The organism is Streptantibioticus silvisoli (genome assembly GCF_027947535.2).
GTDB classification, from domain to species: Bacteria; Actinomycetota; Actinomycetes; order Streptomycetales; family Streptomycetaceae; genus Streptantibioticus_C; species Streptantibioticus_C silvisoli.
Map to the genome: position 1 here is coordinate 1 of NZ_JAAGKO020000104.1, position 14,808 is coordinate 14,808.

General features: G+C 72.0%; 9 protein-coding genes. 6 read left to right on the top strand and 3 right to left on the bottom strand.

The window, feature by feature from the left end; all coding sequences use genetic code 11:
- Positions 1-197: 197 nt before the first annotated feature.
- Entirely contained in the window at positions 198-1,613 is a 1,416-nt protein-coding gene (locus tag POF43_RS33735) for a pyridoxal phosphate-dependent decarboxylase family protein (protein ID WP_271314745.1), read from the bottom strand.
- A 5-nt stretch (positions 1,614-1,618) separates the two neighbouring features.
- Positions 1,619-2,119, bottom strand: coding sequence for a GNAT family N-acetyltransferase (locus tag POF43_RS33740; protein ID WP_271323226.1), 501 nt, complete (start codon positions 2,117-2,119; stop codon positions 1,619-1,621).
- Between the two features lie 634 nt (positions 2,120-2,753).
- Between POF43_RS33740 and POF43_RS33745 the strand changes: the two genes are divergently transcribed.
- The 4 genes from POF43_RS33745 (at position 2,754) to POF43_RS33760 (ending at position 9,448) form a co-directional block, all read left to right on the top strand.
- Entirely contained in the window at positions 2,754-4,196 is a 1,443-nt protein-coding gene (locus POF43_RS33745) for an alpha/beta hydrolase family protein (protein ID WP_271323220.1), read from the top strand.
- Between the two features lie 427 nt (positions 4,197-4,623).
- On the top strand, positions 4,624-5,910 hold the full coding sequence (locus tag POF43_RS33750; RefSeq protein WP_271314852.1) for a macrolide family glycosyltransferase: 1,287 nt from the start codon (positions 4,624-4,626) through the stop codon (positions 5,908-5,910).
- Positions 5,911-6,304: 394 nt separating this feature from the next.
- On the top strand, positions 6,305-7,648 hold the full coding sequence (gene ccrA / locus POF43_RS33755; RefSeq protein WP_271323221.1) for a crotonyl-CoA carboxylase/reductase: 1,344 nt from the start codon (positions 6,305-6,307) through the stop codon (positions 7,646-7,648).
- A 75-nt stretch (positions 7,649-7,723) separates the two neighbouring features.
- Positions 7,724-9,448 (top strand): 3-hydroxyacyl-CoA dehydrogenase family protein, encoded by a 1,725-nt coding sequence (locus POF43_RS33760; RefSeq protein ID WP_271323222.1) that lies wholly within the window; start codon positions 7,724-7,726, stop codon positions 9,446-9,448.
- A gap of 4 nt (positions 9,449-9,452) precedes the next feature.
- On the opposite strand, the gene POF43_RS33765 is transcribed toward POF43_RS33760, so the two are convergent.
- A complete protein-coding gene (locus POF43_RS33765; RefSeq protein ID WP_271323223.1) occupies positions 9,453-10,520 on the bottom strand; it encodes a glucose-1-phosphate thymidylyltransferase in 1,068 nt (355 codons plus the stop codon).
- A gap of 188 nt (positions 10,521-10,708) precedes the next feature.
- Between POF43_RS33765 and POF43_RS33770 the strand changes: the two genes are divergently transcribed.
- Positions 10,709-11,953 (top strand): cytochrome P450, encoded by a 1,245-nt coding sequence (locus tag POF43_RS33770; RefSeq protein ID WP_271323224.1) that lies wholly within the window; start codon positions 10,709-10,711, stop codon positions 11,951-11,953.
- A 22-nt stretch (positions 11,954-11,975) separates the two neighbouring features.
- The coding region (locus POF43_RS33775; RefSeq protein ID WP_282704944.1) for a type I polyketide synthase at positions 11,976-14,808 on the top strand (2,833 nt) is incomplete at its 3' end.

The following is a 14,808-nucleotide window of genomic DNA, read 5'->3' on the forward strand; positions in this document are numbered from 1 at the left end:
CCCGGCGACGAGCTCGTGCTGTGCGAGGTCGCCAGCCGCACCGGCGGCGCGCTGGCCCGCGCCCCCAACCCGGCCGCCCGGCACCGGGGTTGGGCCGCACCGTCACCCCGTGCGCGCGGCCGTCCGCCCGTGCCCGGCCCGGTTCGCGGGGGCGGGCCGGACGGACGGCCGGGGGAGTGCGCGCGGCGGCGCGGTGGTCAGCCCCGCGCGAGCCGGTCGAGCGTGCCGATGATGTCGGCCTCGGTCGTCAGCGGATTGATCAGGCACAGCCGCAGGACGCTGCGGCCCTTCAGCTTCGTCGGCGTCACGACCGCGTACCCGCTGCGCGACAGCGCCGCGGAGCGTGCCTCGTGCGTGGCCTCGTCGGCGCCGCGCAGGGCGAACGTGACGACCCCGAGCTGGGCGGGGGTGACGACCTCCCACCGGTCGTCCTTGCGCAGGTGCGCCTCGGCGAGCCGGGCCAGGTCGAGGCACGTCGCGATCGCCTCACGGACGCGCGCGACCCCGTAGACCTCGAACGTCAGCCACAGCTTCAACGCCCTTGAGCGGCGCGTGAGTTCGGGCGATCGGTCGCGGAAGTCCACCGCGCCGCCGGTCGCCTTGACGTCCTTGAGGTACTCGGCGTCCATGGAGTAGGCCTGCCGCAGCGCCCCGGGGCGGCGGACCAGGACGCATCCGAGGTCGACCGGCTGGTACAGCCACTTGTGCGGGTCCAGCACCAGGGAGTCCGCGCGTTCCATGCCGGCCAGCAGCTCGCGCCCGTCGTCGGTCAGCGCGGCGGGCGCGCCGTACGCGCCGTCGATGTGGAACCACAGCCCCTCCCGCTCGCACAGGTCCGCGAGGTCGTTGAGCGGGTCGACGGTTCCGGTGTTGGTGGTGCCGGCGGTGGCCACCACCATCAAGGGACGCAGCCCGGCGGCCCGGTCCTCGGCCACCGCGGCGGCCAGCGCCTCCACCGAGTACCGCAGGTCGGCGTCGGTGGGCAGCACGCGGATGTGTTCCGGCGGGAAGCCGATGGTCACCAGGTCGCGGGGGAGCGCCGAGTGGGTCTGGTCCGTCAGGTAGGCGACGCCCTGGCCCTGCACGGCGCGCACCGCGGCGAACGCCGTCAGGTTCGCCAGCGAGCCGCCGCTGACCATGACGCCCTCGGTCTCCGGGGGCATGCCGAGGAGCTGGGCGAGCCAGTCGATCACCACGAGTTCGATGGTCGACGGGCCCATCCCGGTGGCCATGGACGTGGCGGTGGCGTTGTAGCCGATGCTCAGCCAGTCACCGAGTACCGCGGCGAACGAGGACGGCCCGGGGACCCGGGCGAAGAAGCGGGGATGGTCGAGGTGCTGCTTGCAGGCCAGGGCGACGCCGGCCAGCCGGTCGATGGCGGCGTCGGCGTCGCCGGGCTCCTCGGGCGGCGGACCGCCCAGCTCGGCGCGCAGGTCGGACGCCGTCCTGTTGACCACGACCGCTTGCGACGCCTTGTTCTCCAGGTGGTCCACCACGATGTCCACCACGCGGTGCCCGAGGCGGCGCATCTCCTCGGGACTCATGCCGAGCGTGTCGGCCTCGTGCCGGTCGGGGTGGTAACGGTCGTGCGGGCTGTCCTGCAATGCGGTCATGGGCCTCACCTGTCCTGGGCGAGATCGGCCAGGGGCTGTCCTGACAGCCGAAGGATGATCAGTTCGTGGTTGTCTTCGTGGTCACGGATGGCCGGCCGTTCGGCCTTCAGGGTGCCGTAGAACTCCATGGCCGCCTTGTTGCCCTCCGTCGCCCACCATTGCATGTGCCGGTACCCGCGGTCGGCGCACACCCGGGCCAGCACCCGCATGAGCGCCTTCTCGTGGCCCTGTCCCTCGGCCTCGGGCCGCACGTAGATGTCGTCGATGTGCACGGCCAGCCCCCGCCAGGTGCAGTACACCCGGCACCACAGGGTGTAGCCCACCGCCCGGCCGGTCTCCTCGTCCTCGACGATGTGGGCGAAGGCCACCTGGTCCGGTCCGAAGAGGGCGTCGTGTAATTCCTGCCGGGTGGTGTGTATCTGGTCCGTCGCCTCCTCCAGCTCCGCCATTTCGAGCATCATCGTGTGCAGTACGCCGAGGTCGTCGGCGGTGGCCTGACGAATCATGTCCACGAATCTCCTGGTCCGGGTTGTTCGTCGAACGTGTGAACGGCGGTACGCGGTGCGGGCGCCGGCCCGCGCTGTGGAACTTCGCGACCCCGCGCCCACTGCACGGCAGGCGGACGGGAACGGGCACCGGGGGAGTGCGGGTGGGCATTCCGCGGTGTCGTTCCACGACGGAGCGATGCTGGCACCGGGGCGCGCGATCCGTTGGCGCCGGTGCGAGAGGGCTGGTGGAAACACCAGTCTTCGGAAAGTGGAACCCCGCCCCTGGACAATCGCGTCCGGCGTTCGGCGGCAGCCGGAACGCAACCGGCCACCGCCCGCCGGCCGTTGCCGCACCCGTCGCCCACCGCCGGCAGAACGGCCGTCCGGCCGGTGCCGCTGCCACCGCCGGCTGAACGCCGCCCGCCGGCGCCGCTGCCACCACCGGCCGGCCCTCACCGGCGATCCGGCCGGCCGGCCGCCCACCGCCACCGCCGCGGTGCCCGCACCGGGCCGCCGGCCCGGCCGGACGCCCACCGCCCCCGGCACCGGCGCGTCCCCCGTTCGGAGCAGTCCACCAGGGCGGCCGGGCGGTGCCGCTCCTACGGTGGCGGGGAGGGCTGGGCGCCGGCCCCGACCGGGACAGGAGTCGTGGATGAACGCGGTGGACCCTCCGGCAGCAGATCCGCACCCCTCCCGGCGCCGGGCGCTCGCGCGCCTCGCGGCCGGCGCGGGCGCCCTCGCGGCCCCCGCGCTGCTGAGCGGCTGCACCGGGGCGACCGCCTCGACCGCCGCCGTCGCCCGGACCGCCAGGCCGAGTCCGTCCGGCTCCGGGCCGGGAACGGCGGCCTCCGGCGCCGCGCCGGGCGCGATGCGACTGTTCGACGACCCGGACGTCAACTTCCAGGCGCTGTTCGCGCTCGGCAGCGCCGGACAGCACTCCTCGGACGTGGGCGAGGTGCTGAGCGCGGTCAACACCATCAACAAGGCCGGCCCGAGCAACCAGTCGTACACGGCGACGTTCAACTCCTGGGGCGACCGCCTGACCTCGCAGGCCACGCAGGCGGGAGCCGACGGCGACCAGCGGACCCAGTGCCGCCGCGCGCTGCGCGCGTCCTCCTACTACGAGCAGGCGCTCTACTTCGTGCTGGGCAGCGACGACCCCGGCAGCGAGAAGGCGGTCTACCTCGCTTTCCGCCAGGCGTGGGACGTCTTCGCCAAGAACTGCTCACCGGCCGCCGACCTGGTCTCCGTCCGCTACGGCAGCACCGCCATGCCGGTGTGGTTCTTCCGCCCGGACACCTCCTCGCGTCGCCGCCCCACGCTGATCCTCACCAACGGCAGCGACGGCCAGAACACCGACATGTGGACCTACGGGGTGGCGGCCGCCCTGGACCGCGGCTGGAACGCGGTCGTCTACAACGGTCCCGGCCAGGGCGAGCTGCTGTTCGTCGGCGAGGTCGCGATGACCACCCGCTGGGAGAACGTGGTGCGCCCGATCGTGGACTACCTGTTCACCCGCGACGACGTCGACCACGGGCGCGTCGCCATCAGCGGCTTCAGCCTCGGCGGCCAGCTCGCCCCCCGCGCCGCCGCCTTCGACAGCCGGCTGGCGGCCGTCGTGGCCGCGCCGGGCTGCCTGTCGCTGTGGTCGGCGTTCCCGCCGCAGATCCGGCAGATCCTCGGTCCCACCAAGGCCGGGACGAACAGCACCTGGAACAAGGACGTCGTACCGCACCTGTCGGCGGCCGACCGCTTCACGCTCAACAAGCGCTTCGAGCTCTACGACCCCGCGGTGCTGCGAGCGGCCCGGCAGGGCAGGATCTTCACCGACTTCTGGACCCCCGCGCGGGTCATCAGCGGGCTGGACATCACCAAGGTCGTCCAGCGGATCAAGGCGCCGACCCTGGTCGTCGACTTCGAGTTCGAGCAGTTCTTCCCCGGGCAGGCCAGGAAGCTGTACGACCTGCTGCGCTGCCCCAAGCACTACGTCGAGATGACCCGTGCCCAAGGCGCCCAGCTGCACTGTTCGCCGATGGCTCCGCAGTACTACTGCGAGGTCGTCCTCGACTGGCTGGACCGCACCCTGCACACCTGAGGCGACCGTCAACCGCCCTGCCGCGCCGGTGACATGGCCCCCGGGGCGGCCGGCCACGGCTCCCCCCGGGGCCCGGCCGAACGCCTGCGGGATCGGTCGGGTCCGCGGAAAACCCGTCGCGGTTGCCCGGAAGCCCGCGGCGGTCGTGCGCTAGGTTGAACGGGTAGTGTCCGGGCAGGGGTGAGTCACGTCCGCTGGACGCGATGCCACTTGTCCGTAATTCCTCCCCATGTGAGACCGCATCGACCGGAAGCGATGACTGCGACTCGGCGAGGCTCCGCAGCCGGCCGTGCCACCGCGTTCGTGGTGGCACCGGCGGCAGGCGGCACGTGCGAACGGTGCGACAGGCGCCCGAGGCGCGGTGCCCGGATCCGAGGCGCGGTGTCTCGGCCGACCGGCACGAACCCCATCGAGTGGAGAACCAGGCATGGCCCACATCGCCTTCTTTACCATCCCTGCCTACGGACACGTGTCGTGCACCCTTGAGGTCGTGGCCGAACTGGTGCGCCGCGGACACCGGGTGACCTATGTGACCACCGAGGAGTACGCCGCCACCGTCAAGACGACCGGCGCCGAACCCCTGCTGTACCCCACCGCCTGGTCGCGCGAGACCGGGGACGGCCAGGCGCAGCCCACGCCCCCCGCCGCCGAGGTCGTCGCCTGGGCACCGCTGGTGGGACTGGCCGAATGCCTCGCGCAGGTGGAGGTCGCCAAGGCCCGCTTCGACGCCGACCCGCCCGACCTCGTCCTGTACGACGCCGTCAACTTCGTGGTGGGCCGGGGACTGGCCAAGTCGTGGGGCGTACCCGCGGTCAAGGCGTGCAGCACGCTGGCGTCGACCGGGTCGTTCTCGCTGTTCAACAAGCTCACCGCCACGGTCGAGCCCGACCCCGAACACTTCGCCGTCAAGGAGTTCACCCGCCTGACGCGGGAGTTCCTCGACCAGCACGGCTTCCCCGGTGTGCAGGCCGAGGAGCTCTCCGACCGCGACGAGGAACTGTCGGTGGTCTTCCTGCCCGAGATCTTCCAGGTGGCGTCCGAGAAGTTCGACGCCGACCGGTACGTCTTCGTGGGCCCGGCCCTGGGCAACCGTGACTTCCAGGGCTCCTGGCAGCCGCCGGAGAGCGGACTGCCGGTGGTGCTGGTGGCGCTGGGCACCGAGGAGCCCCGGCCGCCGGTGGAGTTCTTCCGCTCGTGCGTGGAGACGTTCCGCGACGAACCGTGGCACCTGGTGCTCTCCACCGACCACGTCGACCCCGCCGACCTCGGACCGCTGCCCCCCAACTGCGAGGCGCACCGCCGGGTGCCGCAGCTGAAGGTACTGCGCCACGCCGCCGCCTTCGTCTCGCACGGCGGTATGGGCAGCGTGATGGAGGCGCTGTCGCTGAAGGTGCCGGTGGTGGCGATGCCCAAGCTGCCCGAACAGGCCGTGGTCAGCGCCCAGATCGCCGAACTGGGCCTCGGGGTGTTCGTGTCGGCCGCCGGCATCGGCAGCCAGCCGTCACCGCTGGCCGAACGGGTGGAGGAACTGGGCATCGGTGAGTTCACCCCGTTCCAGGGCGAGGCGGGCACGTGGCTGCTCGATGCGGTACGGCACGTGACGTCCGACCCGGCGGTGGCCGCCCGGCTCACCGAGATGCGGGCGGCGATCGACTCCGCGGGCGGTGCGCGTACCGCCGTCGACGCCATCGAGTCCCGGCTTCCCGTCGCCTGACCGTCCCGGCGACCGACACCGGCACCGACCGAGGGGCCCGTTCCGCCGACGACCGGCGGGACGGGCCCCTCGGCGTACGGGCACCCGGCACGCCCCGCCCGGGAACGGGCCCGCGCAATAGGGGAGGCACCCGCCCCGATAGGGGTTACCTACCGGGGCGGGACCCGCCTAACGTACGGAAATGAGCCAACGGCCGACCGCCATGGCCGACACGAGGTGATCGCCCGGTGGTCCGGCCGCGGCGACGGCGCCCACCGCACCCGCCGCCGCCACCCGGGGCGCGAGCCGCGCTCTCGCGCGCGTCGCCGACCGTCCGCCCAGGTGGCGGGCGGTGTGCGAGGCGCGCGATGTCTTCTTCAGATGATCAATCACGCGTAGCGTGGAGGACGGTCACATGGACGAGATCGTTGCCGCCATCCTCAGTCGCGAGGCCACATCCGAGGACATCGCGGCCCTGCCACTGCCCGAGACCTACCGTGCCTGCGTCGTCCGCAAGGAGGACTGCGGCATGTTCGAAGGCATGGACTCGGCGGACAAGGACCCCCGCAAGTCACTGCGCACCATGAGCATCCCCGTTCCCGAACTCGGCCTCGGCGAAGCCCTGGTGGCTGTCATGGCCAGCTCGGTGAACTACAACTCCGTCTGGTCCGCGATCTTCGAGCCGATCCCCACGTTCACCTTCCTGGAGCGCTACGGGAAGACGTCGCCGATGGGCAAACGGCACGACCTGCCCTACCACGCCATCGGCTCCGACCTGGCCGGCGTCGTGCTGCGCACCGGGCCGGGCGTCAACGCCTGGAAGCCCGGCGACGAGGTCGTCGCGCACTGCCTGTCGGTGGAACTGGAATCGGCCGACGGGCACAGCGACACGATGCTCGACCCGGAGCAGCGCATCTGGGGGTTCGAGACCAACTTCGGCGGTCTGGCGGAGATCGCGCTGGTGAAGTCCAACCAGCTGATGCCCAAGCCCAAGCACCTCAGCTGGGAGGAGGCCGCCGCCCCGGGCCTGGTCAACTCCACCGCCTACCGGCAGCTGGTCTCCCGCAACGGCGCCGGCATGAAACAGGGCGACAACATCCTCATCTGGGGAGCCAGCGGCGGGCTCGGCTCGTACGCCACGCAACTGGCCCTGTCCGGCGGCGCCCACCCGGTCTGCGTGGTCTCCAGCCCCCACAAGGCGGAGATCTGCCGCGCCATGGGCGCCGAGGCCGTCATCGACCGCACCGCCGAGGACTACCGCTTCTGGAAGGACGAACGCACCCAGGACCCCCGGGAGTGGAAGCGGTTCGGCAAACGCATCCGCGAGCTGACCGGTGGCGAGGACGTCGACATCGTCTTCGAGCACCCGGGCCGCGAGACGTTCGGCGCCAGCGTCTACGTCACCCGCAAGGGCGGCACCATCGTCACCTGCGCCTCCACCTCCGGCTACACCCACGAGTACGACAACCGGTACCTGTGGATGTCGCTCAAGCGCATCGTCGGATCGCACTTCGCCAACTACCGCGAGGCGTGGGAGGCCAACCGCCTGATCGCCAAGGGCAGGATCCACCCGACGCTGTCCAAGGTCTACCCCCTGGAGGAGACCGGCCAGGCCGCCTACGACGTGCACCGCAACCTGCACCAGGGCAAGGTCGGCGTCCTCGCGCTCGCCCCGCAGGAGGGCCTCGGGGTCAGCGACCCCGAAACGCGCGCCCGGCACCTGGACGCCATCAACCTGTTCCGCACGCCGGCGGGCTGAACCCGGCCCCGCCGCCCCGCGGAACGACACGCGGCACCGGCGAACGCCCCGGGACCGCACAGGAAGGACACCACCGTGACGCAACGCCCGCCGGTGACCGGCGTCGTAGGTCTGGGAGCGGTGGGCGAAGCCCTGCTGCGCATGCTCTGCGCGAGCGGGCACCACGTCGTGGGGATCGACCGCGACACCGAAGTGCTCGAACGCGTCCGGCGCCGGACGAAGACCCTGGAGGCCGGGCCGGCCCCCACCCTGACCGACGACCCGGCGGCGCTCGACCGGGCGGCCCTGGTCATCGAGGCCGTGCCGGACGTCAACGCCACCAAGGAACGCGTGCTGCGCGGGCTCACCGGGACCTGCCCGGACGGCACCGTCCTCGTCACCACGACGTCCGCGCTGTCGGTCGCCCGGCTGGCGATCGCCTCCGGACGCCCCGCCGACCTGCTCGCGCTGCGCTTCCTCGCCCCGCCGGTGCCCCACTGCTGCGTGGAACAGGTGCGCACCTCGATGACCTCGCCCACCGCCGCCCGCACGCTGGACCGCCTCGTGGCGGACCTGGGCCTGAGGTCCGCCCGCGTCGGCGCCCGGCCCGGCGCGGACGCGGTGGCGCTGGTGTACGGCTACCTCAACCGTGCCGTCGCGCTGTGCGAGCAGGACTACGTCGGCCGCGAGGACATCGACACCGCGATGCGGCTGGGCTGCGGCCTGCCCGAAGGCCCCCTCGAACTGCTCGACCGCATCGGCCTGGACACCGCGCACACCGTCCTGACCGACCTGCACCGCCGCACCGGGGCCGCCGACCTGCGCCCCGCCGCGCTCCTGACCGACCTGGTCGCCGCCGGACGCCTCGGCCGCAAGAAGGGCGCCGGCTTCCACACCTACGACGACCTCGGACGCACCGAACGCGCACCCGCCGGCGCGGACCCGGACGCCGCGCCCCCCGCACCGGTGCGACGGGTCGCCGTCATCGGATCCGGCACTATGGCCCGCGGGATCGCCGAGGTCACCGCGGTCGCCGGCCTGCCGACCGTGCTCGTCGCCCGCAGCCGCGCCAAGGGCGAAGCGGCCCTCGACACGATCGGCGCCTCCCTCACCCGGGCGGTACGCCGCGGCCGGATCAGCGTGGCGACCAGGACCGCCGCGAACGGACTGCTCTCGTGCGCCGAACACCTCTCGGCCGTCGGGGACCGCGACCTGGTGATCGAGGCGATCGCGGAGGACATCACGGCCAAGCGCTCACTGTTCGGCACGCTCGGCCCGCTCTGCGCGCCCGGCACCCTGCTGGCCACCGCCACGTCGAGCCTGTCGGTCACCGAGTGCGCCGCCGCCTGCGGCCGCGGCGGACAGGTCCTCGGCATGCACTTCTTCAACCCGGCACCGGACATGCGCCTCGTCGAACTCGGACGCGCCCGCGACACCACCGACGAGACCGTGGCCCGCGCCCGGGCGTTCTGCGCCCGGCTGGGCAAGACCGCCATCGTCTGCCCGGACCGGGCCGGCTTCATCGTCAACCACCTGCTGTTCCCCTACCTCGGCGACGCCGTCCGGCTGCTGGAGCGGCACGACACCGACATCGAGGAGATCGACGCCGCGGTGGAGCACGGATTCGGCCACCCGATGGGCCCCTTCACCCTGCTCGACACCATCGGCCTCGACATCGCCCTGGCCATCCAGCGCCGGCTCCACACCGCGTTCGGCGCACCGGGGTACGCCCCGTCGCGCGAGCTGGAACTCCTGGTCGCCGCCGGGCGCCTCGGACGCAAGACCGGTCACGGATTCAGGACGGCCGCCCGGCGCTCCTGAGCGGTCACGACGACAGCTGCACCGAGCTGTGGTCCCCCAGGACGAGGCGGTTCTCCGCAGGGATGCGGGGCGCCGGCGTCACCGTCACGTTGCGCCCGATCAGCGACGCCTTGACCCGCCGCACCCCGCGCAGCCGGGAGTCGCGCAGCACGATGGAGTACTCCACCTCGCTGTCCTCGATCCGGCAGTTCTCCGAGATCGAGGTGAACGGCCCGATGTAGGCGCCGTCCACCACGGTGCCGGGACCGATCACCACCGGGCCGACGATGCGCGAACCGCGCACCTGGGCGCCCGCCCCGATCCGCACCCGGCCGATGATCTCGCTCGCCGCGTCGACCGTGCCCTCCACGCACGGCTCGACGCTCTCCAGGACCAGCCGGTTGACCTCCAGCATGTCGACGACGTTCCCGGTGTCCTTCCAGTAACCCGAGATGACCGAGGACCGCACGTCCTTGCCCCGGTCGATCAGCCACTGGATGGCGTGCGTGATCTCCAACTCGTCCCGCCAGGACGGCTCGATGGCCCGCACAGCCTCGTGGACCGCCCGGGAGAACAGGTAGACCCCGACGAGGGCCAGGTCGCTCTTGGGGTGCGTCGGCTTCTCCTCCAGCGCCACCACCCGCCCGCCGCCGTCGAGTTCGGCCACGCCGAACTGCGTGGGATCCGACACCCGCGTCAACAGGATGCGCGCGTCCGGGCGTTCGGCGCCGAACTCCTCGATCAGCCCGGTGATGCCGCCGACGATGAAGTTGTCGCCCAGATACATCACGAAGTCGTCGTCGGCCAGGAAGTCCCGGGCGATCAGCACCGCGTGAGCCAGGCCCAGCGGTGCCGCCTGCCGGATGTAGGTGACATCGATCCCGAATTTCGATCCGTTTCCGACCGCTTCCTCGATCTCCCGGTGCGTCTCGCCGACGATTATTCCGACCTCGGTGATTCCGGCGTCGGCGATCGCCTCCAGGCCGTAGAACAACACCGGCTTGTTGGCGATCGGCACGAGTTGTTTGGGCAACGTGTAAGTGATCGGGCGCAGCCGGGTTCCGGCCCCGCCGGAAAGTACGAGAGCCTTCATGGCGGCACAGCCTAATGCACCGTTTCCCCAGGACATCCGCTGCGGCGGGCCCGTTGTGCCGACCGCCGCCGCCGGCCCGCCGCGAGCCGCTGCCGCCCCCGCGTAGGGGTTGTGGCTAGGGGTGGCGCCCTGGTTAGCCTGGCGCGGGCCGACGCGGCCGGAGTTCAGCACTGCACATGGGAGTGGTGATGACAGGGGGTACGGACCAACGGGCTCGTATGCGCCGCGAGGCGTGGAACGAGTTCGTGCGGACAGCCGCCTCGAACGGCGATCCGTACGCTCTGCTGCTCGGCGTCCCCGACGAACCCACCCCGCTGTACGCCGAACTGCGCGCCCGCGGGCCGCTGTACCGCAGCTCGCTGGGCACCTGGGTCACCGGCAGCCACGCGCTCGCCGGCCGGATCCTGCGCGACCGGCGCTTCGGCGTGCGCCAGGTCGGCGGCGAGAAGGCCCCGGAGTCCATCGCGTTCGACAACTCCATGCTCGGCGAGGACCCGCCGGTCCAGACCCGGCTGCGAAGGCTGACCGCCCCCACCCTCAACCCGCGCCGGATGGAGCTGTGGCGGCCCAAGGTCGAGCAGTACTGCGACGACCTGATCGGCGCGATCCTCGCCAAGGGCGGCAAGTTCAACTTCATGACCGCCTTCGCCCAGCAGCTGCCCGTTCGCGTCATGAGCGAGCTGATCGGCATCCCCGAGCACTACTGGCGCACCTCCTTCCGGCTGACCCGGCGGATGGCCCACCTCATGGACGGCGACGTCACCGTGGAGGTCGCCGCCGACGTGACCAGGGCGATCGAGGAGTCGGCCGCGATGTTCCGCGAGATCGTCGCCCTGTGCCAGGACGACCCCGGCGAGAACCTCATCAGCGACCTGCTGCCCGCCGTGCAGGACGGCAGCCTGTCCATGGACGAACTCGTCGCCCTGTGCTCCTTCCTCACCCTGGCCGGCGTCGAGACCACCGTGAACCTGATCGGCAACGCCACCAGCTGCCTGCTGCGCCACCCGGACCAGTGGGCGCGGTTCAAGGACGACCCGGCCGGCCACGCCCGCGGCGCCGTCCAGGAGACCCTGCGCTACGAGACCCCGGTGCAGCAGTACCGCAGGATCGTGCAGGAGGACCTCGAACTGGCAGGTCAACACCTCCCCGCCGACACCGAGTTGGCGATCTGCGCCGGTGCCGCGAATCGGGACCCCGAGGCATACCCGGAACCCGACACGTTCGACATCACCAGGAAATCGGACAATGAGGTGCTTTCCTTCTCCCTGGGAATTCACTTCTGCCTCGGCGCCACGCTCGCCCGTATGGAGGCAGAAGTCGCGCTGGCCGCGGTGGCCCAGCGGCTCCCCGATCTCAAGCAGGTGGCCCCGGTCAGGCGCCGGAGTTCTTACATCATTCGCGGGATGCTTCAGTTTCCTGTCGCCGCAGCGTAATCCGTGACCAGAGGTTGGCGAGATGGCAGATAAAGAGACGTTGCGGGATTACCTCAAGCTGGTCACGGCCGACCTCCGGCAGACCCGGCAACGGCTGCGCGAGGCCGAGGAAAAGGAATCCGAGCCGATCGCCATCATCGGCATGAGCTGCCGCTACCCCGGCGGCGTCACCTCGCCCGAGGACCTGTGGCGGCTCGTCCTCGCCGGTGAGGACGGCATATCCGACTTCCCCCAGGACCGCGGCTGGGACCTGTCCCGGCTCTTCGACGAGGACCCCGGGCACTCCGGCACCTCCTCCGTCAGCGAAGGCGGCTTCGTCGACGGGGTGGCCGAGTTCGACCCGGTCTTCTTCGGCATCTCGCCGCGTGAGGCGCTCGCGATGGACCCGCAGCAGCGGGTACTGCTCCAGACGGCCTGGGAGGCGTTCGAACGGGCCGGCATCGACCCGACGTCGCTGCGCGGCAGCCGCACCGGTGTCTTCATCGGCACCAACGACCAGGGCTACCTGTCCATCGTCGACGGCGCCGACCAGGGCAGCGAGGGCTACCTGCTCACCGGCGGAGCGACCGCCGTGACCTCCGGACGCATCTCCTACACCTTCGGCCTCGAAGGCCCCGCGCTGACGGTCGACACCGCCTGCTCGTCGTCGCTGGTCGCGATGCACCTGGCGGCGCACGCGCTGCGCAAGGGCGAATGCGGGATGGCGCTGGCCGGCGGCGTCACGGTGATGTCCACCCCCGCCGCCTTCGTCGAGTTCAGCCGCCAGCGCGGCCTGGCACCGGACGGCCGGTGCAAGTCGTTCGCCGGCGCCGCCGACGGCACGGGCTGGTCGGAGGGCGTCGGCGTCCTGCTGCTGGAGCGGCTGTCGGAGGCCCGCCGCCGGGGGCATCAGGTGCTGGCGGTGATCCGCGGCTCCGCGGTGAACTCCGACGGCGCCTCCAACGGGCTGACCGCGCCGAACGGCCCCTCGCAGCAACGCGTCATCCTGGAGGCGCTGGCCGGCGCCCGGCTGTCGGCGACCGACATCGACGCGGTCGAGGCGCACGGCACCGGCACCGTGCTGGGCGACCCCATCGAGGCCCAGGCCCTGCTGGCCACCTACGGGCAGAGCCGCGAACCCGGCCGGCCGCTGTGGCTCGGCTCGGTGAAGTCCAACATCGGCCACGCCCAGGCCGCCGCGGGTGTGGCGGGCGTCATCAAGATGGTGATGGCGCTGCGGCACGGCGTGCTGCCGAAGACCCTGCACGTGGACGAACCGACACCGCACGTGAACTGGTCGGCCGGCGCCGTCGAACTGCTCACCCGGTCGCGGGAGTGGCCGGCCGTCGAGGGCCGGCCGCGGCGGGCCGGCATCTCCTCGTTCGGCGTCAGCGGCACCAACGCCCACACGATCATCGAGGAGGCACCGCCCGAGGAGACCGGGGCCGCGGAGACGGACGCGGAGGGCGACAGCGCCGGGACGGCCGTCGCCGCGGCGACGGACGGGAAGGGCGACGGTGTCGTGGCGGCCGGGGCGCCGGCCGCCACGCCGGTCGGGGCGGCCCCCGCGCTCCTGCCCTTCCTGGTCTCGGGCAAGTCCGCCGAGGCGCTGCGCGCGCAGGCGGACCGCCTGTGCTCCTTCCTGGCCGCCGAGCCTGAGGCCGAACCGGTGGACGTGGCGCTGTCGTTGGCGACCACCCGGGCCGCGCTGGAACACCGCGCCGTGGTGCTGGCGGCCGACCTGGCCGGTCTCGCGGACGGCCTCGCCGCGCTCGGTGCCGACGAGCCGGCCGCGGACGTGGTTCGCGGTGCGGTGGCCAAGGGCCGTACGGCGTTCCTGTTCACGGGTCAGGGTGCGCAGCGGGTGGGGATGGGTGCCGGGTTGTACGCGGCGTTCCCGGTGTTCGCGGACGCGTTGGACGCGGTGTGTGCGCGGTTGGACGGTGAGCTGGGCCGTTCGTTGCGTGAGGTGATGTTCACCGACGCGGAGTCGCTGGACCAAACGGTGTTCACGCAGGCGGGGTTGTTCGCCCTGGAGGTGGCGCTGTTCCGGCTGTGGGAGTCGTGGGGTGTCACCCCGGACTACCTCCTCGGCCACTCGATCGGTGAGGTGGCGGCGGCGCATGTGGCGGGTGTGTTGTCGCTGGACGACGCGTGTGTGTTGGTGGCCGCTCGTGGTCGGTTGATGCAGGCGTTGCCGGCGGGTGGGGCGATGCTGGCGGTGGAGGCCGCCGAGGCGGACGTCGCCGGTGAGGTGGATGAGCGTCCTGAGGTGAGTGTGGCGGCGGTGAACGGGCCGTCGTCTGTGGTGGTTTCGGGTGATGAGGACGTGGTCACGGAGTTGGAGTCCGCGTGGCGTGCGGCGGGTCGGCGGGTGAAGCGGTTGTCCGTTTCGCATGCGTTCCATTCGCCGCGGATGGAGGCGATGCTCGACGAGTTCGCCGCGGTGGTGGCGGGGTTGTCCTTCGGAGAACCGCGGTTGCCGATCGTCTCCAACGTGACGGGTCGGCTGGCGGATGCGGTGGAGATGGGTACTCCGGGGTATTGGGTGCGGCATGTGCGGGAGGCGGTGCGGTTCGCCGACGGTGTGGTGACGCTGGAGGCGCAGGGCGTCTCGCGGCTGGTGGAGTTGGGCCCCGATGGCGTGTTGAGCGCCATGGCGCAGCAGTCGGTCGACGTGAAGGCCGTCCCGGCGCTGCGGTCGGAACACGATGAGGTGCGGACCGTGCTGGCCGCGCTGGCCACGGCCCACGCGCACGGTGCGGCTGTCGACTGGGCGTCGGTGTTCGCCGGTTGGGGCGGGCGCAGGACAGGTCTGCCGACGTATGCGTTTGGGCGGGAGCGGTTTTGGCCGGTGGGTGGGGTGCGGGTGGGGG